Annotated in this window: 25 protein-coding genes and 1 pseudogene; 15 read left to right on the forward strand and 11 right to left on the reverse strand. The window is 52.4% G+C overall.

All coding sequences use genetic code 11. From position 1 onward, the window contains the following. Positions 1-16 precede the first annotated feature (16 nt). Positions 17-1,354 carry a D-serine transporter DsdX gene (gene dsdX / locus OGX94_RS17245; RefSeq protein ID WP_003827107.1) on the reverse strand — a complete coding sequence of 446 codons (1,338 nt, stop codon included), beginning with the start codon at positions 1,352-1,354 and terminating at the stop codon, positions 17-19. 229 nt (positions 1,355-1,583) lie between these two features. Here dsdX and dsdC point away from each other — a divergent pair, with 229 nt between their 5' ends. Together dsdC and OGX94_RS17255 are read left to right on the forward strand one after the other, a co-directional pair. Next, positions 1,584-2,510: a DNA-binding transcriptional regulator DsdC gene (gene dsdC, locus OGX94_RS17250; RefSeq protein WP_003827110.1), complete on the forward strand. Its 927-nt coding sequence runs from the start codon at positions 1,584-1,586 to the stop codon at positions 2,508-2,510. Between the two features lie 78 nt (positions 2,511-2,588). Continuing rightward, the gene (locus OGX94_RS17255) at positions 2,589-3,671 is read left to right on the forward strand and encodes a cellulase family glycosylhydrolase (RefSeq protein WP_032934161.1); all 1,083 of its coding nucleotides are present in this window, start codon (positions 2,589-2,591) and stop codon (positions 3,669-3,671) included. Here OGX94_RS17255 and emrD read toward each other — a convergent pair. The 3 genes from emrD to tisB form a co-directional block, all read right to left on the reverse strand. Beyond that, positions 3,598-4,782: a multidrug efflux MFS transporter EmrD gene (gene emrD, locus OGX94_RS17260; protein ID WP_286569631.1), complete on the reverse strand. Its 1,185-nt coding sequence runs from the start codon at positions 4,780-4,782 to the stop codon at positions 3,598-3,600. The two genes, OGX94_RS17255 and emrD, sit on opposite strands and share 74 nt — an antisense overlap. A gap of 191 nt (positions 4,783-4,973) precedes the next feature. Beyond that, the gene (locus OGX94_RS17265) at positions 4,974-5,807 is read right to left on the reverse strand and encodes an EamA family transporter (RefSeq protein WP_063941191.1); all 834 of its coding nucleotides are present in this window, start codon (positions 5,805-5,807) and stop codon (positions 4,974-4,976) included. Positions 5,808-5,930: 123 nt separating this feature from the next. Beyond that, on the reverse strand, positions 5,931-6,020 hold the full coding sequence (tisB, locus tag OGX94_RS17270; protein ID WP_003023909.1) for a type I toxin-antitoxin system toxin TisB: 90 nt from the start codon (positions 6,018-6,020) through the stop codon (positions 5,931-5,933). A gap of 522 nt (positions 6,021-6,542) precedes the next feature. Here tisB and ivbL point away from each other — a divergent pair. The 3 genes from ivbL (at position 6,543) to ilvN (ending at position 8,731) form a co-directional block, all read left to right on the forward strand. Next, positions 6,543-6,641: an ilvB operon leader peptide IvbL gene (ivbL, locus tag OGX94_RS17275; protein ID WP_003827118.1), complete on the forward strand. Its 99-nt coding sequence runs from the start codon at positions 6,543-6,545 to the stop codon at positions 6,639-6,641. Positions 6,642-6,748: 107 nt separating this feature from the next. Next, on the forward strand, positions 6,749-8,437 hold the full coding sequence (ilvB, locus tag OGX94_RS17280) for an acetolactate synthase large subunit (protein ID WP_286569633.1): 1,689 nt from the start codon (positions 6,749-6,751) through the stop codon (positions 8,435-8,437). Positions 8,438-8,440: 3 nt separating this feature from the next. Then, complete coding sequence (ilvN, locus tag OGX94_RS17285; RefSeq protein ID WP_003023914.1) at positions 8,441-8,731, forward strand: acetolactate synthase small subunit; 291 nt, start codon at positions 8,441-8,443, stop codon at positions 8,729-8,731. Position 8,732: 1 nt separating this feature from the next. On the opposite strand, the gene OGX94_RS17290 is transcribed toward ilvN, so the two are convergent. Beyond that, positions 8,733-9,518, reverse strand: a complete 786-nt coding sequence (locus OGX94_RS17290) for a DeoR family transcriptional regulator (protein ID WP_003827122.1) — start codon at positions 9,516-9,518, stop codon at positions 8,733-8,735. Between the two features lie 324 nt (positions 9,519-9,842). On the opposite strand from OGX94_RS17290, the gene rbsK reads away from it, so the two are divergent. The 7 genes from rbsK (at position 9,843) to uhpT (ending at position 18,250) form a co-directional block, all read left to right on the forward strand. After that, complete coding sequence (gene rbsK, locus OGX94_RS17295; RefSeq protein WP_003827124.1) at positions 9,843-10,763, forward strand: ribokinase; 921 nt, start codon at positions 9,843-9,845, stop codon at positions 10,761-10,763. A gap of 27 nt (positions 10,764-10,790) precedes the next feature. Beyond that, positions 10,791-12,107 (forward strand): L-fucose:H+ symporter permease, encoded by a 1,317-nt coding sequence (gene fucP / locus OGX94_RS17300; protein WP_003827126.1) that lies wholly within the window; start codon positions 10,791-10,793, stop codon positions 12,105-12,107. A gap of 11 nt (positions 12,108-12,118) precedes the next feature. Next, positions 12,119-13,132 carry an aldose 1-epimerase family protein gene (locus tag OGX94_RS17305; protein ID WP_149384356.1) on the forward strand — a complete coding sequence of 338 codons (1,014 nt, stop codon included), beginning with the start codon at positions 12,119-12,121 and terminating at the stop codon, positions 13,130-13,132. Positions 13,133-13,285: 153 nt separating this feature from the next. After that, positions 13,286-13,879, forward strand: coding sequence for a response regulator transcription factor UhpA (gene uhpA, locus OGX94_RS17310; RefSeq protein WP_003023923.1), 594 nt, complete (start codon positions 13,286-13,288; stop codon positions 13,877-13,879). Beyond that, positions 13,876-15,378, forward strand: a complete 1,503-nt coding sequence (uhpB, locus tag OGX94_RS17315; RefSeq protein ID WP_057066455.1) for a signal transduction histidine-protein kinase/phosphatase UhpB — start codon at positions 13,876-13,878, stop codon at positions 15,376-15,378. The genes uhpA and uhpB overlap by 4 nt, the downstream gene beginning before the upstream one ends. 9 nt (positions 15,379-15,387) lie before the next feature. Further along, the gene (locus OGX94_RS17320) at positions 15,388-16,716 is read left to right on the forward strand and encodes an MFS transporter (RefSeq protein ID WP_257662161.1); all 1,329 of its coding nucleotides are present in this window, start codon (positions 15,388-15,390) and stop codon (positions 16,714-16,716) included. Positions 16,717-16,858: 142 nt separating this feature from the next. Further along, positions 16,859-18,250, forward strand: coding sequence for a hexose-6-phosphate:phosphate antiporter UhpT (uhpT, locus tag OGX94_RS17325; RefSeq protein ID WP_123269054.1), 1,392 nt, complete (start codon positions 16,859-16,861; stop codon positions 18,248-18,250). 47 nt (positions 18,251-18,297) lie between these two features. Here uhpT and OGX94_RS17330 read toward each other — a convergent pair whose 3' ends face one another. The 5 genes from OGX94_RS17330 to OGX94_RS17350 form a co-directional block, all read right to left on the reverse strand. Continuing rightward, positions 18,298-18,921: a 2-dehydro-3-deoxy-6-phosphogalactonate aldolase gene (locus OGX94_RS17330; RefSeq protein ID WP_257662162.1), complete on the reverse strand. Its 624-nt coding sequence runs from the start codon at positions 18,919-18,921 to the stop codon at positions 18,298-18,300. Further along, a complete protein-coding gene (locus tag OGX94_RS17335; protein ID WP_257662163.1) occupies positions 18,914-19,810 on the reverse strand; it encodes a 2-dehydro-3-deoxygalactonokinase in 897 nt (298 codons plus the stop codon). Before OGX94_RS17335 ends, OGX94_RS17330 begins: the two co-directional genes overlap by 8 nt. Before the next feature lie 51 nt (positions 19,811-19,861). Further along, positions 19,862-21,172 (reverse strand): MFS transporter, encoded by a 1,311-nt coding sequence (locus OGX94_RS17340; RefSeq protein ID WP_005121510.1) that lies wholly within the window; start codon positions 21,170-21,172, stop codon positions 19,862-19,864. A gap of 68 nt (positions 21,173-21,240) precedes the next feature. Then, on the reverse strand, positions 21,241-22,758 hold the full coding sequence (locus OGX94_RS17345; protein ID WP_257662164.1) for a UxaA family hydrolase: 1,518 nt from the start codon (positions 22,756-22,758) through the stop codon (positions 21,241-21,243). A gap of 21 nt (positions 22,759-22,779) precedes the next feature. After that, positions 22,780-23,679, reverse strand: coding sequence for a dihydrodipicolinate synthase family protein (locus tag OGX94_RS17350; RefSeq protein WP_115642656.1), 900 nt, complete (start codon positions 23,677-23,679; stop codon positions 22,780-22,782). A gap of 246 nt (positions 23,680-23,925) precedes the next feature. Between OGX94_RS17350 and OGX94_RS17355 the strand changes: the two genes are divergently transcribed. The 3 genes from OGX94_RS17355 to nepI all read left to right on the forward strand — a co-directional run bounded on the left by OGX94_RS17355 (position 23,926) and on the right by nepI (position 26,518). Beyond that, positions 23,926-24,681 (forward strand): IclR family transcriptional regulator, encoded by a 756-nt coding sequence (locus tag OGX94_RS17355; protein ID WP_005121514.1) that lies wholly within the window; start codon positions 23,926-23,928, stop codon positions 24,679-24,681. A 20-nt stretch (positions 24,682-24,701) separates the two neighbouring features. Next, positions 24,702-25,154, forward strand: coding sequence for a DUF1198 family protein (locus OGX94_RS17360; RefSeq protein ID WP_003827141.1), 453 nt, complete (start codon positions 24,702-24,704; stop codon positions 25,152-25,154). Between the two features lie 170 nt (positions 25,155-25,324). Next, entirely contained in the window at positions 25,325-26,518 is a 1,194-nt protein-coding gene (gene nepI, locus OGX94_RS17365) for a purine ribonucleoside efflux pump NepI (RefSeq protein ID WP_003827145.1), read from the forward strand. A 46-nt stretch (positions 26,519-26,564) separates the two neighbouring features. Here nepI and OGX94_RS17370 read toward each other — a convergent pair. Then, positions 26,565-26,648 (reverse strand): annotated as a pseudogene (locus OGX94_RS17370) (hypothetical protein); the annotation flags it as partial. Between the last annotated feature and the right edge of the window lie 72 nt (positions 26,649-26,720).

Here is a 26,720-nt window from a genome sequence, read left to right on the forward strand (position 1 = left end):
GTCAGTCTCTTTGCGCTTAGATAATAAAGGAAAGCAGGAATGTGCAAGCCAGTGCAATCACGGACGCGATAAATGTCGCGGTCGTATAGTATTTAAACGTTTCATTCAGGGTGGCACCGCAGTATTGCTTCACCAGCCAGAAGAGAGAATCGGTAACGATCGTGCAGCCAATAGCGCCGGAACCGATAGCAATGGCGATGATCTCCGGGCTGACGTTGGGATAGAGCGGCAGCATCGGTGCCACGATTGCCGTGGCGCCCATCATTGCCACCGTGGCGGAACCCACCGCGGCATGCAGGATTAACGCCACCAGCCACGCCAGCAGAATCGGGTGCATATGCATGTTCGAGAGGATCAGTGCAAGAGTATCCGCCAGCCCGCTGCTCTTGAGGATAGCGTTGAACGCGCCGCCTGCACCGATAATCAGCAAAATGTTAGCAATGGAGCCAAAACCGTTTTCAGTGTGAGTCAGCAACGTACCCATGCCGATATGCTGACGCAGGCCGAGGATGTAATAGGCCACGAAAACGGCAATAAACATCGCGGTGATCGGGTTACCAATAAACTCCAGCAGCGTATACACCGTGCTGCCTTTCGCCATGTTCAGCTCAGCGACGGTTTTTACCAGCATCAGGCCAATCGGCAGCAGAACGGTAAACAGCGTAGCACCCAGCGACGGCAGTGTACTTTCGTCACGCACTTTAAGGTCAGAAAACTCAGCCGGAACCGGTTTAAACGGCAGACGGTTACCCAGGAATTTCAGGTACAGAGGACCACCGATCAGCGAGGCCATCAAGCCGACCAGTAAGCCGTAGACAATCACCGTGCCAATGTCCGCGCCCAGCTTGTTCGCCACGAACAGGGCAGCCGGATGCGGCGGGACGACGCAGTGCACCGCCATCAGCGCCGTACACAGCGGGATCGCCAGCTTCAGCAGTGAGGTATTGGTCTTTTTGGCAATCGAAAAAGCCAGCGGAATCAACAGCACCACGCCGACTTCCACAAACAGCGTGATCCCGCAAATCAACCCAACCAGTACCATTATGACGTCGGCGGATAGCCAACGGCAGCGCTGGAGCGTCAGGCCAATGCGTTCAGCCGCGCCGGACACTTCCATCATTTTGCCCAGAATGGTCCCAAGGCCGATAACCGCGGCGAGGAAGCCCAGCGTACCGCCGATGCCACTCTCAATGGCATTGACCATATCCAGCGGCCCCATGCCCATCATTGTACCCACGAAGAAGCTGGCTAGCAGCAGCGCCAGAAACGGGTGGAATTTGAACTTCACGATGGTCAAAACGATTAACACGATGCTTATCAGCAGCGTGCTCACAACCCAGATTTGAGAGTGCATAACTCACCTTGCCCTGTGATTAATATAGGGTTATTGGACAAAAATAAGGCAGGGTCTGACAAACGATATAAATCCCCCTTCACATGAGCCAGATTGCATCAAATGAGTGATTTATGTCTAATTGCGCTTGGTTTATGCGATATGGTTCACTCTGAATCACCTTTATGCTGATTTTTACAGCGAACTTTTTTACACTCCAGCGCATGAATCAGGAGGACAGGAGGTGAGAATGGATCCCCTACGCGAAGTCAGAAACCGGCTGCTCAACGGCTGGCAGCTGTCAAAGCTGTATACTTTTGAAGTGGCGGCCCGGCATCAGTCGTTTGCGCTGGCAGCAGACGAGCTGTCATTGAGTCCCAGCGCCGTCAGCCATCGCATAAATCAGCTTGAAGATGAGCTTGGCATCCAATTATTTGTTCGTTCTCATCGCAAAGTGGAACTCACTCATGAGGGTAAGCGGGTATTTTGGGCGCTGAAATCGTCACTGGACACGCTCAACCAGGAGATTCTTGATATTAAGAATCAGGAGCTCTCGGGGACGCTCACCGTCTACTCACGGCCTTCTATCGCCCAGTGCTGGCTGGTTCCGGCGCTCGGCGACTTTACCCGTCGCTATCCGTCAATTTCGCTAACCATGTTGACCGGGAACGACAACGTCAATCTACAGCGTGCGGGTATCGATCTCGCCATCTATTTTGACGATGCACCCTCCGCGCAACTCACGCATCACTTCCTGATGGATGAAGAGATCCTGCCGGTGTGCAGCCCGGACTACGCCCGCCGCCATGACCTTACCGGTTCGCTGGTGAATTTGCCGCACTGTACGTTGCTGCACGACAGACAGGCGTGGAGTAACGATTCCGGGACCGATGAGTGGCACAGTTGGGCGCAGCATTTTGCGGCGAATTTGCCGACATCGTCGGGGATTGGTTTTGATCGTTCTGATTTAGCAGTGATTGCGGCAATGAACCATATCGGCGTGGCGATGGGCCGAAAACGGCTGGTGCAAAAACGCCTCGACAGCGGAGAATTGATTGCGCCTTTTGGCGATATGGCGCTGAAATGCCATCAACATTACTACATCACTACGCTGCCCGGCAGGCAGTGGCCGAAAATCGAGGCGTTTATTGGCTGGCTACAGGAGCAGGTTAAATAAGCGGGTCGCGAATATTTTTTACGCTTTCGCTCTACACGGAAAGTGAAAAAGCGTGCTAAATACGTGATATCACTCCTGATGATTTGCGTAAGGACGACCGTGTTAAAGCCGATTGTTTCCCTTTTACTGTTGGCCAGCGCCACCGTGTGTGCCGCGCAACCTGCGTTGACGGCGGCGCAGTATGTGCAGCAGCTTGGGGTTGGGATGGACGTAGATTGGGCGCGTACCGATCGGGGCATCCGTGAATTCGATCCGCTGGTGGTGAGGGATTATAAGGCGAAAGGGTTGACCCACGTGCGCATTCGCGTGGCGGGTGAGCCTACGGAGGCGCGGCTCATTCATCTGCGCAAGCTGGTGGAAGCCTGCGAGCAGTATGGCGTGATCCCGATAATCGCCTATCAGGCTGACGAGTATAAAAAAGACCCCAGTGCCAGTAACGAAAAAGAGGTGGTTAACTGGTGGGTGGCGGTGGCGCATTACTTTGGTCAAAGTTCGCCGTTGCTGGGTTTCGACCTGATATATGAACCCTCTGATAAGCTCAACCATAATCAGGCGTCGCTCAATAGGGTGTATGACAAAACCATCCGTACCATCCATGCCATCGATCCACAGCGAATGATATTTATCGCGCCGAAACTGCATGCCGCTCCGGAAGATTTGCCCAACCTAAAGTTGCCGCCGCAAAGTCAGAATACCGTGTTGGCTCAATGGCATATCTTCCCGTGGGGGCCGCTGAAAAATAACGGTAAATACCCGTGGACCTCAGGGACAGCGGCAGAAAAGGCCGCCATTCGCGCCCGTATCAATACCGCCATTCACTGGCAGCAGAAAACCGGTCATGTTAGTTGGGTAGGAGGCTGGTCGCCGGGAGAAACCATCAGGAACGCGCCTTCTGCCTCGCAAATGGCGTTTGCCCGCTTTATGGCTTGCGAGCTGAAGAAAGCGAAAATTCCCTATGCTATCAATGCGGATACGCAGTTCTATGATGGTGAGGAAGGGGCATGGCGTCCGGCGCTGGAGCCGTTGTTGAATACCATGATTGCCCCTGAGTGTGAAAAGCCCGGCGAGAAGCCGGGCCATCATACGCTTAAACCGCCTGTCCCTGATGCGACACGTGTGACGCCAGCGGAAGCCAGCAAACAAAAATCAACAGCCCCATAAGGGTCATCAGCAGGCCCAGACTGGCTTGCCCGGTCTGCGGCAGCATGGCGGAGAACCACGCCAGCACGCCGGAACCAATGTTTTGTAATCCACCAACCAGCGCACCAGCAGTACCGGCCAGGAACGGGAAAGGCTCCATTGCGCCGCTGGTTGCCAGCGGAAACAGCATCCCGGCGCCGAAGAAAAACAGTGCGGCGGGAACCAGCAGCGTCCAGACGTTCATCACGTCGAACAGACCAGGGATCCACATCATCAAACCGGCGACCAGACAGCAGATAACCGACTGCCACATTAGCGTCGAGAAACGCTTATTCGGGCGACCGGCGAACCAGGCACCAAAAAACGCCGCCGGAATGGGTAGAATAAACAGGATACTGACCACCATGCTGCTTAAGCCGAGACGCGCGCCTAACAACACACCGGAACAGGCTTCGAAGACCGCAACGCCCGCCAGGCCGCCGATCAGCATCAGCACGTAACAGGTGAAAGAGCTGTTGCCAAACAGCGTTTTGTAGCTGGCGATAAGCCGTGGACGCGGAGCACCTGCGGGGCGCGTTTCCGGCATCCAGCGCGCCATGCTAAACGTGACGCCTGCGCACAGCACCAGCAGGAAGATGTAACAGGCACGCCAGTTCCACAGGGTATCCAGCATACCGCCAATCAATGGTGCCAGCAGTGGGCTGACAAGAATCCCCATGTTTAACAGGCTATTAGCGTGGCGTAACTGCGTGCCTTCGTACAGGTCGCGCGGTAACGTTCGCGCCATCACACCGCCGACGCCCGTTCCCATCCCCTGTATTGCGCTGGCGATAATCAATACCGTCAGGCTGTGGGTGGTTATGGCGACCAGCGTAGCCAGCATAAAAATGGACATCCCGGCGAGGATCACCGGGCGGCGGCCAACGCGATCGGAAAGTGGGCCGTAAATCAGTTGTGACAGACCGTAGGTCAACAGATAGGCGGCCATCACGCTTTGCACCGCCCCTTCGCGAACGTTCAGTTCACGTGCCATATCAGCAATCGCGGGGATATAAATGGTTTGCGCCATCTGACCTACCGCCACCAGTAATACCAACATCAACAACAAATTGACGCTTCTATGCCTTTTCATTTCGCTGATTACTTTTCAAAAAGTGAAAAAATAAGAATAAGGTGCTGAACTTTCCCGTAAATGCGCGTGGAATCTACCACAACAGAAAAAGAAGGCCAGATAGTGGGCTGGAATGTTTAAACGATGAACGGCAGGAAATGTAAACAAAAAGCGGCAACAAATGTTGCCGGATTGCATCGGGTTTACAGAGGTCATGATAAGCGTAGCAAAACTGCGCCTATGGCAATGCCTCCAGCTGCAACAAGACGTATTCCGGCAACCTTCTCTTTCAGTAGCAGCCACGCGAGCAGCGCGCCAAACAGGATGGAAGTTTCACGCAGCGCAGCGACTACCGCCAACGGAGCCTGAGTCATGGCCCACAGCGCCAGACCGTAAGAACCCATTGTGCCAATTCCGCCAAGAATACCTTTCTTCCACTGCTGTACCAGATAGCGTGACGCTTCCCGGCGTCGGGCAATCATCGCCCAGCCCAGCAGGCAGGAGCCGTTCAGAAAGAAGGTCCACAGCGTATAACCCAGCGCGGTTTCTGATAAACGTACGCCGGTGCCATCAACCAGCGTATATCCGGCGATAAAGCAGGCGTTAATGAGCGCCAGCACGATCCCGCGTTGCGAGCTGCTGCGTCCGTTAAACGCCATGCCGAGGATCGCCAGACAGATCGTGGCAATCCCCACCCAGGCTAGAATAGAGAGGCTATCGCCAAGAAACAGGACGCTGATAATTGCGACCAGCAGCGGCGCTGTGCCGCGCATTAACGGATAGGTCTGGCTCATATCCGAAACCTGATAGGTTTTGGCGACCAGGACGGTATATACAATTTGCAACACAGTTGAGACGGCTAAAAACGGCAGGCTGGCGGCGGAAGGTTGCGGCGCAAAGGGTAAGCAAATCAATGCCATAATTGCAGCAGAACCGCTGACACCGATCGCTGAGTACAGTTTATCGTTTCCAGCTTTAACAATGGCATTCCAGCTGGCATGCAACAGCGCGGCGAACAGCAAAATGCAGAAAACAGAAAGCGTCATGGTGGAATTCTTCCCTGAGAATGTCATAAAAACGTAACATATTGGCGTGACACAAGCACCAGGGAGAAGGTGAAAGGGGAGCGGAGTGTTACCCGCCCCCCTTAGGTGCGACTTGAATCTGAATTACTTAACGTATTTCAGAACGGCATCAAGTAGTTGCAGTGCTGCAACAATGAGTTTGAGGATAAGAATAGCGATATCCACGAGGCTCATACGCTCTCCTTTTGGTACAAGGAGCACGGTGCTGACGTACCTCGCCGCTGCCTGTTGCCAGCACCTTTGTTGACATAACACAGTGTGCTCACACGGGGGTTAAGGCGCTGACGGCACCACCCGTTTCAGCCAGGACTTTGATGCGCCGGTTTACGATGCGGCCCCCGCATAACACCTTGCGTACCGAGACATTATAGATAAATGCTGTATAAATTAACAGTATTTTATGGATGTTACGCTATTCATGTTCCATACTCAAAACCATCAAAATTCGTGCCGAAATTGCGTGTTCTTCGCAGAACGCGTATACTTTTTTCGTTGACATAACACAGTGTGTTCGGCGGCTACCAACCGCACAGCACTGAAAAAAACCTCGCTCCGGCGGGGTTTTTTGTTTTTCAGCAATGCACAACGAAATGTGATCATTGACGCATTTTTATGCAGATGAAAATTTTTCCATTGTCACGCTGAAAAACCTGTGTTTGTATAAATCCAGTTAATCAACAAACAGACAGGTCCCTAATGAACCCTTCCATGCTGACTGCGACCCTACTAAAAACTGCGCCATCTCGCGCAGCGGTCGTCGTGCGTGTGGTGGTGGTCGTCGGCAATGCGCCGTAGGGTCCGAATCAACACACGATTCCAAAACCCCGCCGGCGCAAACCGGGCGGGGTTTTTCGTTTCAGAGACCTGCCCGGAGCAAAGGCCCAGAATAAAAGGACTGGAGCATGGCAAGTTCGGGCATAACATCCAAGCGTACGCGTTTTACGGGCGCAGAATTCATCGTTCATTTCCTGGAACGCCAGGGTATTCAGGTTGTTACCGGTATTCCCGGCGGATCGATTCTTCCCGTCTATGACGCCTTAAGTCAAAGCACGCAAATCCGTCATATCCTGGCGCGCCACGAGCAAGGAGCAGGGTTTATCGCGCAGGGAATGGCGAGAACTGATGGCAAACCCGCCGTCTGTATGGCCTGCAGCGGACCGGGTGCAACCAATCTGGTGACCGCCATTGCCGATGCGCGTCTGGATTCCATCCCGCTGGTGTGTATCACCGGGCAGGTTCCGGCTTCAATGATCGGCACCGACGCCTTCCAGGAAGTCGACACCTACGGCATCTCTATCCCCATCACTAAGCACAACTATCTGGTCCGCCATATCAGTGAATTACCGCAGGTCATGAGCGATGCGTTCCGCATTGCGCAGTCCGGACGTCCAGGCCCGGTGTGGATAGACATTCCTAAGGATATTCAAACCGCTGTTTTTGACATTGAAGAGATGCCGGAGCCCGCGCAGAAAATGGCGGCACCAGCGTTCAGCCAGGACAGCATTCGCGATGCCGCAGCCATGATTAACGCCGCACAGCGTCCGGTGCTGTACCTCGGCGGCGGCGTGATTAACGCACCTGAGCGCGTGCGCGAACTGGCAGAAAAAGCGACGCTGCCCACCACCATGACCTTAATGGCGCTCGGTATGCTGCCGAAAGCGCATCCGCTGTCGTTAGGCATGCTGGGCATGCACGGCGCTCGCAGCACTAACTTTATTCTGCAAGAAGCGGATTTATTGATTGTTCTGGGCGCACGTTTTGATGACCGGGCGATTGGTAAAACCGAGCAGTTCTGCCCGAACGCCAAAATCATTCACGTGGATATCGACCGCGCGGAGCTGGGTAAAATCAAACAACCGCACGTGGCGATTCAGGCGGATGTCGATGAGGTGCTGGCGCAATTGATCCCATTAATTGACGCGCAGCCGCGAGAGTCGTGGCATCAGACGGTGGCCGATTTACAACGTGAATTCCCTTGCACTATTCCGCAGGAAAGCGACCCGCTCAGCCATTATGGATTGATCAACGCCGTGGCTGCCTGCGTAGACGACAGCGCCATTATCACCACCGACGTAGGCCAGCATCAGATGTGGGCGGCACAGGCTTATCCGCTGAACCGTCCGCGTCAGTGGCTGACCTCCGGCGGTCTGGGGACCATGGGCTTTGGCCTGCCAGCGGCAATTGGTGCAGCGCTGGCCAATCCAGACAAAAAAGTGCTGTGCTTCTCCGGCGACGGCAGCCTGATGATGAATATTCAGGAAATGGCGACAGCCAGCGAAAATCAGCTGGATATTAAAATCATCCTGATGAATAACGAAGCGTTGGGTCTTGTATATCAGCAGCAGAATCTGTTCTATAAGCAGGGTGTTTTTGCCGCGACCTATCCGGGGATGATTAACTTTATGCAGATAGCCGCCGGGTTTGGTCTCGAAACCTGCGATCTGAATAACGAAGCGGACCCACAGGCAGCGTTGCAGGAGATTATTAATCGCCCTGGACCTGCGCTGATCCACGTGCGCATCGATGCCGAACAGAAAGTGTACCCGATGGTGCCGCCGGGTGCGGCAAACACAGAAATGGTGGGGGAATAAGCCATGCAACAGCAGACTCATGACAACGTAATCCTGGAACTCACCGTACGCAACCATCCGGGCGTAATGACTCACGTTTGCGGGCTGTTCGCCCGCCGCGCGTTCAACGTAGAAGGCATTCTCTGTCTACCGATTCAGGACAGCGATAAGAGCCGCATCTGGCTACTGGTCAACGACGATCAACGTCTTGAGCAGATGATAAGCCAGATCGACAAGCTGGAAGATGTGGTGAAAGTGGCCCGCAACCAGTCCGATCCGTCGATGTTTAACAAAATCACCGTGTTCTTTGAGTAAGTTAGTCGCCGTCTGAATCCGGGGTGATCACTTTGACAGAGCCGTTCCGGCAGTGGGTTGCGTAATCTGCCGGTAACGGACGGTCGCTTATCAGTACGTCAAAGGTGGAGAGTGGACCAATGCTGGCGGGGGCGACCTCATCGAACAGGGCGTGGCGCGTCAGCAGAATTTTGCGTAATCCGCGTTCCATCGCTTTGCGTTTTGTGGCCAGATCGTCCGGATTGAACCAGCTAACGCCGAAATGCTCATGGACTCCGCTGGCGGAGATAAAGACTTTCCGTGGGTTGAGTGCATCCAGCGGGGAGGGATTGCTGGTGTCGTAAAAGGCGTCACTTTTCGCCCGGTAGGTCCCCCCGCAAAGAATCGCTGTGGCGTTGGGCTTTTCATTTAGCGCTACGAACACCCGGTGCGAGTAGCAAATCCCGGTAAAGGAAATATCGTCCGGGATCATGCTGACCACCAACGGCATTTCCGCACCATTATCAAAAAAGACCAGATCATTTTCACTTACCAGTCCCGCAGCCAGAATGGCAACCGGTAAATCGTCGCGGTGATACTGTTTTTGCGCGGGGAGTGGCGCGTTAACGATGGCGGCAGGTTTGTTCACCATCACAATGTAACCACCGAGCAGCGTGAGCGGTAACGGCTCGTCATCCTGACTGAGATCCCGACGAATAGTCATCACGGAAACTTCCAGCATTCGTGCCGCCTCTTTCAGATGGATTCGGTCGGTCTTCTTCAACAATTCCATCAGACGTCGAATACGTTCTTTTTGCTTAGTTTCCATGTGCTTCTCCACGAATCATGTTCCCATGTTCCTTCAGTAACATTTTTGTGTTTCTGAGAACATGGCATTGCCGCATTACTATACGTCTGACTATTCGGAAATAAAAGCGTGTTTTTTCACGTTTTATTGATTATATCCAGTTAACTTTCAGTCAATTGTAAGCAACTTCATCATTTGTAGTGTGATGTGGATGCAACATTTAGCGCAATAAATAAACAATAAAATGATCTTCCAATCGCGATCCTAGTCACAAATGATACGAGAGTAACATGATAATGTTATTTTAATATCATTGTTGTGTGATTGTTTCTGAGAGGTAGTAAAATGGATATCGCGGTTATTGGCTCCAACATGGTGGATCTCATCACCTACATCAACCAGATGCCCAAAGAAGGGGAAACGCTGGAAGCACCGGCGTTCAAAATTGGCTGCGGGGGCAAAGGCGCAAATCAGGCCGTTGCGGCCGCTAAGCTCAATTCAAAAGTGCTGATGCTGACAAAAGTCGGTGATGATATTTTTGCGGATAACACTATTCGCAATCTTGAATCCTGGGGAATTAATACCACCTATGTCGAAAAGGTACCCTGCACCAGCAGCGGTGTCGCACCGATCTTTGTTAATGCGAACTCCAGCAACAGTATTCTGATTATTAAAGGAGCGAACAAATTTCTCTCCCCGGAAGATATCGATCGTGCGGCGGAAGATCTGAAAAAATGTCAGCTTATTGTCCTGCAACTGGAAGTGCAGCTGGAAACCGTTTATCACGCGATTGAATTTGGCAAAAAACATGGTATTGAAGTGTTACTAAATCCCGCCCCTGCATTACGGGAATTAGATATGTCTTATGCCTGTAAATGTGATTTTTTTGTGCCGAATGAAACCGAGTTGGAAATATTAACCGGTATGCCAGTGGATACTTATGACCATATTCGCGCAGCGGCACGTTCTCTGGTTGATAAAGGTCTGAACAATATTATCGTCACCATGGGTGAGAAAGGTGCGCTGTGGATGACGCGTGACCAGGAAGTCCATGTTCCAGCGTTTAAAGTGAACGCTGTCGATACCAGTGGCGCAGGCGACGCTTTCATCGGTTGTTTTGCTCACTATTACGTTCAAAGCGGTGATGTGGAAGCCGCCATGAAAAAAGCCGCTCTCTTCGCTGCTTTCAGCGTTACCGGGAAAGGCACTCAATCATCTTATCCAAGCATCGAACAATTTAATGAGTTTCTTACCTTAAACGAATAATACTCCTGCACTGTAAAAGGTAGCACTATGAACGATAAAAACATCATTCAGATGCCTGACGGCTATTTGAATAAGACCCCTCTGTTCCAGTTTATTTTGTTATCCTGTTTATTCCCGTTATGGGGATGCGCAGCCGCATTAAATGATATTCTGATTACGCAATTCAAAAGCGTATTTTCACTCAGCAACTTTGCCTCGGCATTAGTTCAGAGTGCCTTTTATGGCGGTTATTTTTTAATTGCGATTCCAGCATCTCTGGTGATTAAAAAGACCAGTTATAAAGTCGCCATCTTAATGGGGCTGACCCTTTATATCGTTGGGTGTACGCTCTTCTTCCCGGCATCGCACATGGCCACCTACACCATGTTCCTTGCGGCGATTTTCGCGATTGCGATTGGTCTGAGCTTCCTGGAAACAGCAGCCAACACCTACAGCTCAATGATCGGCCCAAAAGCGTATGCCACTTTACGCCTGAACATCAGTCAGACTTTTTATCCTATTGGTGCGGCTGCTGGCATTCTGCTAGGTAAATATCTGGTCTTCTCTGAGGGCGAAAGCCTGGAAAAACAGATGGCCGGGATGAACGCTGAGCAGATCCATAACTTTAAAGTGTTGATGCTGGAAAATACCCTTGAGCCATACAAGTACATGATTATGGTACTGGTTGTTGTGATGGTGTTATTCCTCCTGACTCGCTTCCCTACATGTAAAGTCGCGCAAACCACGAGTCATAAACGCCCGTCAGCGATGGATACACTGCGTTATCTGGCCAGCAATGCCCGTTTCCGTCGTGGAATTGTGGCGCAATTTCTTTATGTGGGGATGCAGGTCGCGGTGTGGTCATTCACCATCCGTCTGGCACTGGAATTAGGTGATATCAACGAGCGCGACGCCTCAACCTTCATGGTCTATAGCTTCGCCTGCTTCTTTATCGGCAAGTTTATCGCCAACATTTTGATGACGCGCTTCAATCCGGAAAAAGTGCTGATTCTCTATTCCATTATTGGTGCGCTGTTCCTCGTCTATGTTGCACTGGCGCCAAGCTTCAGCGCTGTGTATGTCGCAGTGCTGGTGAGTGTCCTGTTTGGACCCTGCTGGGCGACAATCTATGCGGGTACGCTTGATACCGTGGATAACGAGCATACCGAAATGGCAGGTGCCGTCATTGTCATGGCGATTGTCGGTGCGGCGGTGGTTCCGGCGATTCAGGGCTATGTGGCCGATATGTTCCATTCATTGCAACTTTCGTTCCTGGTCTCCATGCTGTGCTTCGTGTACGTCGGTATCTACTTCTGGCGTGAAAGCAAAGTGCGCAACAACCTGGCTGAAGCGACAGTTTCCTGAGGAGAGTGAGCATGACAACACGTATAACGCTGTGGCGGGAACTCTTTGCAGAGCATCCGCGAATTTTACTGAAGAATAGCGACTTCACGGTTACCGCATTTCGTTACGCCAGTGGAGTGGAAGGGCTGAAGGTAGAAAACAGTCGTGGACATCTGGTTATTCTGCCCTGGATGGGGCAGATGATCTGGGATGCTCAGTTTGATGGCCATGACCTGACCATGCGTAACATGTTCAGTCAGCCGAAACCGGCGGCGGAAGTGGTGGCGACCTACGGCTGTTTTGCCTTCCACTCAGGTCTGTTGGCAAATGGCTGCCCATCACCAGAGGATTCACATCCTTTGCACGGTGAAATGGCTTGTGCCGCGATGGATGAAGCCTGGCTGGAGCTGGAGGGTGAGAATTTGCGCGTGGGCGGACGCTATGAGTATGTGATGGGGTTCGGTCATCATTATCAGGCACATCCTGCGGTGGTAATGCACAAAGCGAGCGCGCTGTTTGATATTCAGATGGCGGTTACCAACCTCGCCTCAGTGGCAATGCCGTTGCAGTACATGTGCCATATGAACTATGCCTACGTACCGGAAGCCACCTTCAGCCAGAATATTCCGGATGAGGCCATGAAGCTGCGTGAGTCGATACCCGCGCATGTTAAACCGACTGAGCAGTGGCTGGCGTTTAATCAGCGGATTGTACAGGGCGAGGCTTCTCTGGCGCGGCTCAATGAACCCCATTTTTACGATCCGGAAATTGTCTTCTTTGCTGACCAATTGGACAGGTACACCGATAAGCCAGAATTTAGCATGATCGCGCCTGATGGCACCACATTCGTTACGCGTTTCTCCAGCACGGAGCTGAATTATGTGACGCGTTGGATCCTCTACAACGGCGATCAGCAGGTTGCGGCATTCGCCTTGCCTGCAACCTGTCGACCTGAAGGATTCCTGGCAGCACAACGCAATGGCACCTTGATTGAAATAGAACCGCAGCACACCCGGACATTTACAGTCACAACTGGCATAGCCTGATCGCTCAAGGCTTGAACACCAAAGCACTTATCGTTAAGGTAAGCGCTTTTGCTGGGTGGCGGCATTAATGCCTTATCCGGCCTACAACGGCACCCGCCCGTAGGCCTGATAAGCGTAGCGCCATCAGGCATGCCTTAGCGCCAGGATGAACCCATGATTACCGTTGCCCTTATTGACGACCACCTCATCGTCCGCTCCGGCTTTGCCCAACTGCTGGGGCTGGAACCTGATTTGCAGGTGGTCGCTGAGTTTGGCTCAGGCAGTGAGGCGCTGGCGGGATTACCGGGACGCGGCGTGCAGGTGTGTATCTGCGACATCTCTATGCCTGATATCTCCGGTCTTGAACTGTTAAGCCAGTTGCCAAAAGGAATGGCGATTATCATGCTCTCTGTCCACGACAGCCCGGCACTGGTGGAGCAGGCGCTCAACGCGGGCGCGCGTGGTTTCCTTTCTAAACGTTGTAGCCCGGATGAGCTGATCGCGGCGGTGCATACCGTAGCGACCGGCGGCTGTTACCTGACGCCGGACATCGCCGTCAAACTGGCGGCCGGTCGTCAGGATCCGCTCACCAAACGCGAACGTCAGGTGGCGGAAAAACTGGCGCAAGGTATGGCGGTCAAAGAGATTGCCGCTGAACTGGGTCTGTCGCCGAAAACGGTGCACGTGCATCGCGCCAACCTGATGGAAAAGCTGGGGGTCAGCAACGACGTCGAACTGGCCCGCCGGATGTTTGACGGCTGGCAATGAACACGCTCTGTTCCCGGTTAATCACCGTTGTTGCCTGCTTCTTTATCTTCTCTGCCGCGTGGTTTTGCCTGTGGAGCATCAGCCTGCATCTGGTTGAGCGCCCGGAGCTGGCGGTACTGCTGTTTCCGTTTGGTCTGCGTCTGGGGTTGATGCTGCAATGTCCGCGCGGCTACTGGCCGGTGCTGCTGGGCGCGGAATGGCTGCTTCTTTTCTGGCTGGCGCAGGAAGTGGCGCTGGCCCATTTACCACTTTTGATGATCGGCAGCTTCCTCACGTTACTCCCGGTGATGTTGATTTCGCGATACCGCCATCAGCGCGACTGGCGCACGCTGCTGTTGCAGGGCGCGGCGCTTACGGCGGCGGCGTTGCTGCAATCGCTGCCCTGGCTTGGGCAAGGCGAAGAGGCGTGGAACGCGCTGCTGCTGACGCTCACCGGCGGATTAACGCTGGCGCCGATCTGCCTGGTGTTCTGGCACTATCTGACCAGCACGACCTGGCTGCCGCTGGGCCCGGCGGTGGTGTCGCAGCCGGTGAACTGGCGCGGGCGGCATCTGGTCTGGTACCTGCTGCTGTTTAGCGTCAGCCTGTGGCTACAGCTCGGGTTACCCGCCGAGCTTTCGCGCTTCACGCCGTTTTGCCTCGCGTTGCCGATCATTGCGCTGGCCTGGCACTACGGCTGGCAGGGGGCACTGATTGCGACGCTGATGAACGCCATCGCGCTGATTGCCAGCCAGACCTGGCACGATCATCCCGTCGATCTGTTGCTCTCGCTGCTGGTGCAAAGCCTGACCGGGCTGCTGCTCGGCGCGGGTATTCAGCGTCTGCGCGAACTTAACCAGTCGCTGCAAAATGAATTAGCGCGCAACCATCGTCTGGCGGAACGCCTGCTGGAGACCGAGGAGAGCGTGCGCCGGGATGTGGCGCGCGAACTGCACGATGATATCGGCCAGACCATCACCGCCATTCGCACCCAGGCGGGTATTGTCCAGCGGCTGGCGCCGGAAAACGCAGGAGTGAAGCGCAGCGGGGCGCACATCGAACAACTTTCTCTCGGTGTGTACGATTCGGTGCGTCGCCTGTTAGGCCGCCTGCGACCGCGCCAGCTGGACGATCTCACGCTGGAGCAGGCCATCCGCTCATTGATGCGCGAAATGGAGCTGGAAAGCCGTGGCATCGTCAGCCATCTCGACTGGCGAATTGACGAATCTGCACTTAGCGAAAGCCAGCGGGTGACGCTGTTTCGCGTCTGTCAGGAAGGGCTGAACAATATCGTTAAACACGCCAACGCCAGCGCGGTGACGCTTCAGGGCTGGCAACAGGATGAACGGCTAATGCTGGTGATTGAGGATGACGGCAGCGGCCTGCCGCCAGGGTCGAATCAACAGGGATTTGGCCTTACGGGAATGCGTGAACGGATTAGCGCCCTCGGCGGATCGCTCTCGATTTCCTGTACGCATGGCACGCGGGTCAGCGTGTCGTTACCCCAGCGATATGTGTAAGGCGCGGTCATGTTTTCGTTTTTAAAAGCTCCGGCCAGTGCGCCGCTCATTACTGATAAGCGTGAAGTGGATGCCCTCTACCGCTACTGGCGGCGGCATATCCTGACCACCATCTGGCTCGGCTACGCGCTGTTCTATTTCACACGCAAAAGCTTCAATGCCGCCGTACCGGATATCCTCACCAGCGGCGTGCTGACTCGCAGCGACATTGGGCTGCTGGCGACGCTGTTTTACATTACCTACGGCCTGTCGAAGTTTGTTTCCGGTATCGTCAGCGACCGATCCAACGCTCGCTATTTTATGGGCATCGGACTGATTGCCACCGGCGTGGTAAACATTCTGTTTGGATTCTCCACCTCGCTATGGGCCTTTGCGGTGCTGTGGGCGCTGAACGCCTTTTTCCAGGGCTGGGGATCGCCGGTCTGCGCGCGTTTATTGACCGCGTGGTATTCGCGTACTGAACGCGGCGGCTGGTGGGCGCTGTGGAACACCGCGCACAACGTCGGCGGGGCGCTGATCCCTATCGTGATGGCGGCGACAGCGCTGCACTACGGCTGGCGCGCCGGGATGATGATCGCCGGGCTGCTGGCGATTGTGGTGGGGATTTTTCTCTGCTGGCGGCTGCGAGACAGGCCGCAGGCGATTGGTCTGCCGCCGATTGGCGATTGGCGGCATGATGAACTGGAAATTGCCCAACAGCAGGAAGGTGCTGGGCTGAGCCGCAAACAGATCCTCACCCGCTATGTGCTGCTGAATCCTTATATCTGGCTGCTGTCACTGTGTTATGTGCTGGTGTACGTGGTCCGTGCCGCGATTAACGACTGGGGCAATCTGTACATGTCGGAGACGCTCGGCGTGGATCTGGTGACCGCCAATACCGCCGTGACAATGTTTGAGCTGGGCGGATTTGTTGGCGCGCTGGTGGCGGGTTGGGGTTCGGACAAGCTGTTTAACGGCAACCGCGGTCCAATGAACCTGATTTTCGCCGCCGGAATTTTGCTCTCCGTTGGCTCGCTGTGGCTGATGCCGTTCGCCAGCTATGTGATGCAGGCCGCGTGCTTCTTCACCACCGGATTCTTCGTCTTCGGCCCGCAGATGCTGATCGGCATGGCGGCGGCGGAGTGTTCGCACAAAGAGGCGGCGGGCGCGGCAACCGGATTTGTCGGGCTGTTTGCTTATCTGGGGGCATCGCTCTCCGGCTGGCCGCTGGCGAAGGTGATGGAGGTCTGGCACTGGACCGGATTCTTTGTGGTGATCGCTATTGCGGCGGGAATTTCCGCGCTGCTGCTGCTGCCGTTTTTAAACGCCCAGGCTCCGCGCGAACTCAACGAAGCGTGATGTACCTCACCTTTTTGCCCCGAGTGGAGCAAAACTAAGAAATTTTCCCGGTTTCACCTGGACGCTGTCTCAGGCGCGTCTTCCGGCTGATTTTTACAATGCCTGCCATTCGCAGGTATAAAAATTAGCTCGGGAGTGTCAAATGCTGGCCTTTCTAAACCAGGTGCGCAAGCCGACCCTGGATCTGCCGCTCGATGTGCGGCGCAAAATGTGGTTCAAACCATTCATGCAGTCCTATCTGGTGGTCTTTATCGGCTACCTGACCATGTACCTGATCCGCAAAAACTTCAACATCGCGCAGAACGACATGATCTCCACCTACGGGCTGAGCATGACGCAGCTGGGGATGATTGGCCTGGGCTTCTCCATCACCTACGGCGTGGGTAAAACGCTGGTTTCCTACTACGCGGACGGCAAAAACACCAAGCAGTTCCTGCCGTTTATGCTGATCCTCTCCGCCATCTGTATGCTTGGCTTCAGCGCCAGCATGGGCGCGGGTTCAACCAGCCTGTTTTTGATGATCGCTTTCTACGCTCTGAGCGGTTTCTTCCAGAGTACTGGCGGCTCATGTAGCTATTCCACCATTACCAAATGGACGCCGCGTCGCAAGCGGGGTTCTTACCTCGGTATGTGGAATATCTCCCACAACCTCGGCGGTGCGGGTGCAGCGGGCGTGGCGCTGTTTGGCGCTAACTATCTGTTCGACGGTCACGTCATCGGTATGTTTATCTTCCCGTCGATTATTGCTCTGATTGTTGGCTTTATCGGCCTGCGCTACGGCAGCGATTCCCCGGAATCTTATGGCCTCGGTAAAGCCGAAGAGCTGTTCGGTGAGGAGATCAGCGAAGAAGACAAAGAAACCGAAGAAAACGAGATGACCAAATGGCAGATCTTTGTTGAGTACGTGCTGAAAAACAAAGTGATCTGGCTGTTATGTTTCTCGAACATCTTCCTGTACGTAGTGCGTATCGGTATCGACCAGTGGTCCACCGTCTACGCTTTCCAGGAGCTGAAGCTCTCCAAAGAAGTGGCGATTCAGGGCTTTACCCTGTTTGAAGTGGGCGCCCTGGTTGGCACGCTGATGTGGGGTTGGCTCTCCGACCTGGCAAACGGTCGTCGTGCGCTGGTGGCCTGTGTAGCGCTGGCGTTGATTATCGCCACCCTGGGCGTTTATCAGCACGCCAGCAACCAGTACGTTTATCTGGCTTCGCTGTTTGCGCTGGGCTTCCTGGTGTTTGGTCCACAGCTGTTAATCGGCGTTGCGGCAGTCGGATTTGTGCCGAAAAAAGCGATCGGCGCAGCCGATGGGATTAAAGGCACATTCGCTTATCTGATTGGTGACAGCTTCGCCAAGCTCGGTTTGGGGATGATTGCCGACGGCACGCCGATTTTCGGGCTGACCGGCTGGGCAGGCACTTTCGCCGCGCTGGATGCTGCCGCCATCGGTTGTATCTGTCTGATGGCCGTCGTGGCCGTGTTTGAAGAACGTAAAATTCGCCGCGAGAAAAAGATTCAACAATTGAAAGTAGCTTAAGTTAAGTGTGCATTGGTAACTTTTGCCCGCCTTAATGGCGGGCTTTTTTATGCCCCATTATGCTGACAGTAGGTGTTATAAGCCTCAACAAATAACTTCGCATTTGTTGCAGTTTGGTGGACAGATTGCCCAATGCGATAAAGATCGCTGCCTAATCCGGCACTGTAACAACCTGCATTCAGGTAATGAGACAGATTGTCAGGGCGAATTCCGCCTACGGCATATAAAGGTGTTTGAGGAGGTAAAACCGCTTTTAATGCCCGGATGTAATTCGGTCCCAGTTCTCCCGCAGGGAAAATTTTCAGTCCATCTGCGCCGTGCCTGAGTGCAAGAAATGCTTCGCTGGCTGTGTGGCAACCGATGCAGGTTTTCATTTGGGCCGCTTTGGCGGCATCAATTAATTCGGGATCGGTGTTGGGCGTAAGGATAAATGCGCATCCAAGTGAAGAGAGAGTGCTGATATCCTCGACATTGGTAACCGTCCCTGCACCAATTTTTATCGTCTGGCCATAATGCTCAACGGCCAAAGCAATACTGCTTTTCCAGTCTGGAGAATTCAGCGGTATTTCTATTGTGCTGAAGCCAGCGGTGATCAGCGCGTCAATATGGGCCAGCACCTCATCAGGCTTCACCCCGCGCAGAATGGCGACCAAAGGGTTACGGCTATTCATGTAAAAGTCTCCTGATACCATTAATAAATGCTTTTTCACCATTGCACAGATGACAGCGATAACCGAAATGATGAAACAAACTTTGATAGCGGCTAAGCAAATCTTCATTGCCTACCAAAACGACTTCTTCCCCGGTGTTAATGGCGTAATGCTGTAGCATTTGCGCTATTTCGTGGCCAATCAGTAATCCTGAGAGAGATTCGTATAGCGTGTCGGGTGGCAAGGAATGGCTGAGTATTCGAGCTCTGAGATCAAAAACGCCGCGGGATAAACACGTTTCATGCCAGCCACGTTCGGCTCCGGCTAAAAAGGCCTGAATGTTCGTGTTTTGTTCCCCGGCATTTTTTCCCACTATGGAATAGTGGGAGAGTAAATGAAAAAACTCGCCGGTCATGATAGTTTGAAAATCGCAGACGATACCCTCTTGCATCTGAACCCATTTGCTGTGTGTTCCAGGGAAGACGTACCAGCGGTCATCAGTTAGGGCACCAAATAGTTGCGTTTCCTCTCCACGCATGACGTTGTAGGCTTCTGGCCCGGAAATTTGCAGACCCGGTACGATGAAAGTGGGAAAAGGACCCGCATCCTCAACCGCTGTCAAATGCTGCGATAATGCGCTTAACGGGGTTGGGCAACGCAAATAGTGGCTATCTACCCAACCGATATTACTGCCCACCATACCGCTCATTATAACGGTTGTATCTTTGCTTAATGGCTGCGGACACAAACTTAGCAGTGTTAGCCAGGTATCTTTGAATGCGTCAGGATTATGCTTGAGTACACCATTCTGATCGGCGTGTTGCCAGACACATTGATTCTGTTGATAGACCCAAATACGCAGATTGCTGGAGCCCCAATCCACGGCAATAAAATTCTCTGAATTGAACATACATCATTCCTGATACGAAAAGATGGCCCTAAGCGGGCCATATTCAGGGGATTACTCGTCGGCAATAACCATTTTTTTATCAAAATTGATCAGCAGCGAGCAGATGAGATAACCCACAGCAGCCAGTGCAAAGAACATCATGGCGGCGTAATAATTTCCGGTGGATTGCACCAGGAAACCGATAAAAATTGGCAGGATAGCGGCGAATAAGTTACTGGTGAAGTTCATGGTCCCACAGATGGTACCCGCAACAGATTGCGCGCCTAGCAGCCCTGGTATTGACCAGTAAACACTGGCCCACCGCAGTGGGAAAAGGGCAATGGTGAGCAGGGTTATCGCAACGGCTGGTGTAGAACTTTGTGCGCAAAGGAAAATACCAACGCCAGCGGTAGTGGCAGAAATAGCCAACATTGTATGCATCACACGGCTTGTTTTTGCTCCTTTGCTGCGCCATTTATCCATAATGTAGCCGCCGGTTAGTTGGCCGACAAAACACAGCAGGAAGATCAGCGCCATCGCTCCACCCATCGATTTGATATCGAAACCGTAGGTGGCCTGAAAGTAGAGCGGCAGCCAGGTCATCAGGCCGTAGAACACAAAGCTGTAGCAAACCCAACCACCGATGAGCGCAATCACATTTCGTTGTTTTAGATAAGGTTTGATATCGGCCAGACGGTATTTCTTACTGCTGGTTTCAGCACCGTTTGCAGCGGTAATATGGTCCAGTTCTGCTTTATTAATGCTGGGATGTTCTGATGGATAAGTGCGGATGTACCACCAGGCCAGTAAGCCGACCACCATTGTTCCCACACCTGCCACCACAAAGGCCATACGCCAGGAGTCGAAAAAAGCAATAAGTCCTGCGATGATCACCGCCCCTAATGCCGTCCCCAACGGCGCGCCGCCATCAAGTAGCATCGAACCGCGCCCGCGTTCTGTTGGTGTTAACCATGTCCCCATTAACTTTGCGCCAGCGGGCATAATTGGAGATTCAGTAACGCCTAACCCCAGTCGAGAAAGTGAGAGAGTAAAAATGGAGTGGCACAGCGCCGCGACGGCCTGAAATGCTCCCCATAAGATAGTGGCCAGCGCTATGATATTTCTCGCTTTGAATTTATCAGCAATAACTCCACTGGGAATTTGCATCAAAGCATAAGCCCAGAAAAAGGCACTATGAATAACCCCAACAACACGTGTGTCAGTAATGCCAAATTCATCCGTAATATATGGCATGGCAATGGAGAGAGATGTGCGGTCAATATAATTAATGGCGCCTAATAAAAGCATGATGATAAATATCCGCCACCTTACAGTTGTTGCTTTTAATTTTTCTTCTTCAGTATTTGCATTAACAAGAGACATAAGGGCTCCTTGCCATACTCCTAATAATAGGAGTATGGCGGTACGAGGTGTTATTATATTGTGAAGTGTTACATTATGGAGCCAATAGTCCATGGGACGAATTCTTGACTGCCATAGCCAAATTCCTCACTCTTTGTTTTTTTACCGGATGCCATCTCAAGGATCATCTGGTAAATACGCTCACCGACTTCTGCAATTGTTTCTTCCCCCTCTACAATAGTTCCGCAATTTATATCCATATCCTCCTGCTGACGTTCCCAAAGTGCGTTATTGGTAGCTAGCTTCAGACTTGGGGTTGGTTTGGATCCAAAAGCAGAACCGCGGCCTGTTGTGAAGCAGAGAAGATTTGCCCCACCGGCGATTTGACCCGTGACGGCAATAGGGTCATACCCTGGTGTATCCATAAAGACAAAACCTTTCGCGGTTACTGGTTCTGCGTACTCATACACTTCTGTCAGATTTGTTGTGCCCGCTTTAGCAATACCACCGAGTGATTTTTCCAGAATTGTCGTCAGCCCTCCGACTTTGTTACCCGCAGAGGGGTTATTGTTCATTTCACTTCCTGTGCGGCGACAGTATTCTTCCCACCAGTGAATACGGGCGATAAGTTTTTCCCCGACTTCACGGGAAACGGCGCGGCGAGTAAGAAGATGTTCAGCGCCATAAATTTCGGAGGTTTCAGATAATATTGCTGTTCCACCTTGTTGGATCAACTTATCTGCCGCATAACCCAGCGCTGGATTGGCTGAGATCCCGGAATAACTGTCGGAACCGCCACATTCCAATGCGAGAATGATTTCTGATACAGGGATTGGTTGACGTGTTACCCGGTTAGCAACAGGCAGCATTTGGTTAACCAAGTTAATTCCTTTTTCAATGGCATGACGTGTGCCGCCCACCTCCTGAATGGTATAGCTGTGCATCATTGGGCCATCAGCTAACCCATGGGCGTTCATCATATCTTTAATTTGGCTGGATTCGCATCCCAGCCCAACGATGATTACTCCGGCAAAGTTTGCATGGGTGGCATAACCGGCCATCGTACGTCTCATGACATCCATTGATTCACTTTTAGATCCGATGGCACAGCCAAAACTTTGTGGCAACGACACCACGCCATCAACATTTGGGTAGTCTGCAAGACCATGCAGACGAAAGTGATCCTCAATCGCTCTGACGACCGTAGCACTACAGTTTACGGAGCTTAAAATGCCGATGTAGTTGCGTGTAGCAGCGCGGCCGTCGGCCCGGCGGATACCCAAAAATGTATCCTGTTGAGGAACCGAAGAGGGAGAATGGCAGTCTTTACCCCAGGCATAATCTCGTTCAAAATCGCCCATACCTAAATTATGCATGTGGACATGTTCGCCAGGCTTAATTGGCTGAGTTGCGAAGCCAATAATCTGCCCATAACGTTTGACCGCATCACCTACGTTACACGCATGCAGGGCGATTTTATGCCCTGCTGGAATTTCACTTAGCACCGTAATTTGTTCTTCTTCAAGCCAGGTGCCCACGGGGACCGTCTGTCTTGCGATAACCACATCATCTTTGGGATTCAATTTTAGTACAGGGTTGATGTTCATTATCATTGCTCTCATGCTGGTTTACACCGAAATACGGGATAAAATATTTTTAACCTGCGCTATTTTTTCTTCATTCAACGGTAATGCAGGAGGGACAACTGCGGTTGATATGTCCACACCACTTAATTTTATGGCTGTCTTTATAACGCCAAAGAACGGTTGTTCTAATGCATATAAAGGTGATAATCCTGACAGTTGTTGTTGAAGTGCTTTAGCCGTGGCGAGATCGTTCTGCTGAACAGCCTGATAAATTCCGCGCGTAATATTAGGTGCAAAGTTAAATGTTGCCGGAATTCCACCATGCCCCCCCAACATTAATGTATCAAGTAAATATTCGTCATAGCCGCTGAAAATGATAAAATCTGGGCGGAAACAGTGAACCTGATTGATGATTTCCCTGGTGTGGCTAATATTATCAATAGTGTCTTTAATTCCGACGATATTGGGTACTTCGCGGGCAAGGCGTGTGATGACATTTAAACCAATATCCTGGCCGGTTAGTTCTGGAAAGTTATATAGGAAGACTGGAACGTTTAACGCTTCAGCAATTCTTTTGTAATGCGTAAAGCGGGCTTCTTCGCTGAGTTTTGCATAATAAGGATTGACTACCAGTACTCCTTGTGCGCCCGCTTTTTCGGCATGCTTTCCAAGCTGGATAGTTTCTGCTGTGCTAGCGCAGGCGATACCGATAAGTACGGGGACCCTGCCGGCAACATGCTGCAGACTAAATTCTGCAATCTGTTTTCTTTGTTCAGACGAGAAATGTGAAAATTCGCCGCCGCTGCCCAGAATTAGCATTCCGTCGGCACCATTGCTAATCACATGATCAATCATTACCGCCATTCCTGCGCGATCCAATTCACCGTTATCGTCAACGATGGTCGGTACTGGCGGGAAGATGCCCTTAAAAACGTTCAACATGCTCACTCCTTGTTGTTCTGTATATGGAACTTATGTTCTGTATGTTGAAGTTAGTACAGCAAATATCCAAATCGTTCGTCAATGATTTTTGCAGAACAAATGAACAACTGTGAGGTGGATCGGGTTTGCGGATGTAAGATTTAGGCAACAGAGCGCAGTTTGCATATGTGCAAAAAAGCCGCATACCTGGGAAAAGTGATTGCGGTATACTGTGCAGAGTCTATGAATAAAAAAGATTAATTGCGCATGAACCAAGACATCACGACTTCTGTTCCCGCTCTGGATAAGACGGTAAAAATCTGTAATTACCTTTTTAATTCTCCAGGAGCAACATTCAGTCAGATCCAGCAGGATCTGGCATTACCAAAAAGCAGCACGTCTTCTCTGCTAAATGCGCTGGTTGAGCATCATCTTTTGCGTCTGGAAAAGGGGCGTTTCTTTTTAGGATTGAAGCTGTACGAATGGGGAAATCGTTCATTGGAGCAGTTTGATATCCGTAATGCAGCGCTTCCTGTTTTGGAAAAACTGCGTCAACAAACGGACCTGACCTGTCACTTGGGCATATTGGATGAAGTCGCGCCAATTTATCTTATGAAGCTGGAAAACACCCAGCCGATTGGCATTCGTACCTGGGTCGGTAAAAAATTACCGATGCACAGTTCCGGTGTAGGGAAAGCGCTGTGTGCCTGGCTGCCGCAGGATAAAATCGACGAACTGTTGCCGGATGAAGACCTGCCGAAATATACCGATACCACCATTACCAGCAAAAAAGCGTTGATGAAGGAATTTGCCAGAATCCGCGCGCAAGGCTGGGTATTTGATAATGCGGAAGACTCTCCTGGTATCTATTGCATTGCCGCACCGGTATTTAACCGTAATAAAGATGTGATTGCAGCAATCAGCATCAGTGGCGTTGAACTACAAATGCCAAAAGATTGTATTCCACAATATTCTCAGTGGGTGCGCGAAGCCTGCCAGTCACTCTCGGCAAAATTAGTTTAAGTATGCAGGTATCGTAGTTAATGATTTGGATAATGCTGGCCACGCTGGTGGTTGTTTTTGTGGTGGGATTTCGGGTGCTAACGTCCGGGTCGCGGCGGGCAATTCGCCGTCTGAGCGAGCGACTGAACATTGATGTCGTGCCGGTAGAATCGATGATCGATCAGATGGGAAAAGTACAGGGTGAGGCTTTTTTACAGTACCTCCACCGTCCTGATGAATCGCATCTACAAAATGCTGCCCAGGTGCTGTTGATCTGGCAAATCGTTATTGTCGACGGCAGTGAGCAGAACCTGTTGCAATGGCACCGCTGGCTGCAAAAGGCCCGGCTGGCTGCACCGATTACCGACGCGCAGGTGCGTTTGGCGCTCGGTTTTCTGCGCGAGATGGAGCCGGATATGCAGGAGCTTAATGCGTTCCAGATGCGCTATAACGCCTTTTTCCAGCCTGAAGATGGTGTGCACTGGCTGCACTGATAGTCCTCTTGATGGCGCAACGCTTATCAGGCCTAACGCAGTGTCCCATCGTAGGCCGGGTAAGACGACGTCGCCATCCGGCTATAAACAGTTGCTGAAACGTTAAATACGTCACAAATTTAATGTTACACTGCGTAACTTTTCTACAATAACCCCACGCAGGTAACAAAATGAGTGAAGCTGTTGAACAAAAATCCCGCGCTGAGGCAAATTCCCGCCCGAACTGGTCGGCGGTATTTGCCGTGGCGTTCTGCGTTGCCTGCCTGATAACCGTTGAATTTCTCCCCGTTAGCCTGTTAACGCCGATGGCGCAGGATTTGGGGATTTCTGAAGGCGTGGCCGGACAATCGGTGACCGTGACGGCATTTGTCGCCATGTTCGCCAGCCTGTTTGTGACGCAAATTATTCAGGCGACCGATCGTCGCTATGTGGTGATCCTGTTTTCGGTGCTACTGACGCTTTCCTGTCTGCTGGTTTCCTTTGCCAATTCTTTTTCGCTGCTGCTCGTTGGCCGCGCCTGCCTCGGTCTGGCGCTTGGCGGCTTCTGGGCGATGTCGGCGTCGCTGACCATGCGTCTGGTTCCTGCACGTACGGTGCCGAAAGCGCTGTCGGTTATTTTTGGCGCGGTCTCTATTGCGCTGGTAATTGCCGCGCCGCTGGGGAGCTTTTTGGGCGGTATTATCGGCTGGCGTAACGTGTTTAATGCGGCGGCGGTAATGGGCGTGCTGTGCACGATTTGGGTGGTGAGAGCGTTGCCTTCGCTGCCTGGTGAACCTTCGCATCAGAAACAAAACATGTTCAGCCTGTTGCAGCGTCCTGGGGTGATGGCCGGGATGATTGCCATCTTCATGTCCTTTGCCGGGCAGTTCGCCTTCTTTACCTATATTCGCCCGATCTATATGAATCTGGCGGGCTTTGACGTTGATGGCCTGACGCTGGTGCTGCTGAGCTTCGGCATTGCCAGTTTTGTTGGTACGTCGTTCTCGTCGATGATTCTGAAGCGTTCGGTCAAACTGGCGTTAGCCGGTGCGCCACTGGTGCTGGCGCTCAGTGCGCTGGTCCTGATCCTGTGGGGCAGCGACAAAGTGGTGGCGGCGGGTATTGCGATTATCTGGGGACTGTTGTTTGCGCTGGTACCGGTCGGCTGGTCGACGTGGATCACCCGTTCGCTTGCCGATCAGGCAGAAAAAGCCGGATCCGTCCAGGTCGCCGTGATCCAACTTGCCAATACCTGCGGGGCTGCGGTGGGAGGCTATGCGCTCGATACCCTCGGACTGCTGTCACCTCTGATGATTTCCGGCAGCCTGATGCTGCTGACGGCGCTTCTGGTGGCCGCAAAAGTACGCATAAAAGATATGCAATAAACTAAAACACGGTATGCCGGATCGCTATCCGGCATCCTGGTTGGTTTTAATTAAAACCATTATTTTCGGTGGTCTGGGCAAACCATTCGCCGCTCTTTTTCACCGTGCGTTTTTGCGTTGCTAAATCTAAGGAAGGTGCGAACAAGTTCCTGATATGAGATCATCATATTCATCCGGAGCGCATCCCAGAGGGACATCATGA

The sequence above is a fragment of the Citrobacter sp. Cpo037 genome, assembly GCF_030332945.1.
GTDB lineage: Bacteria > Pseudomonadota > Gammaproteobacteria > Enterobacterales > Enterobacteriaceae > Citrobacter > Citrobacter portucalensis.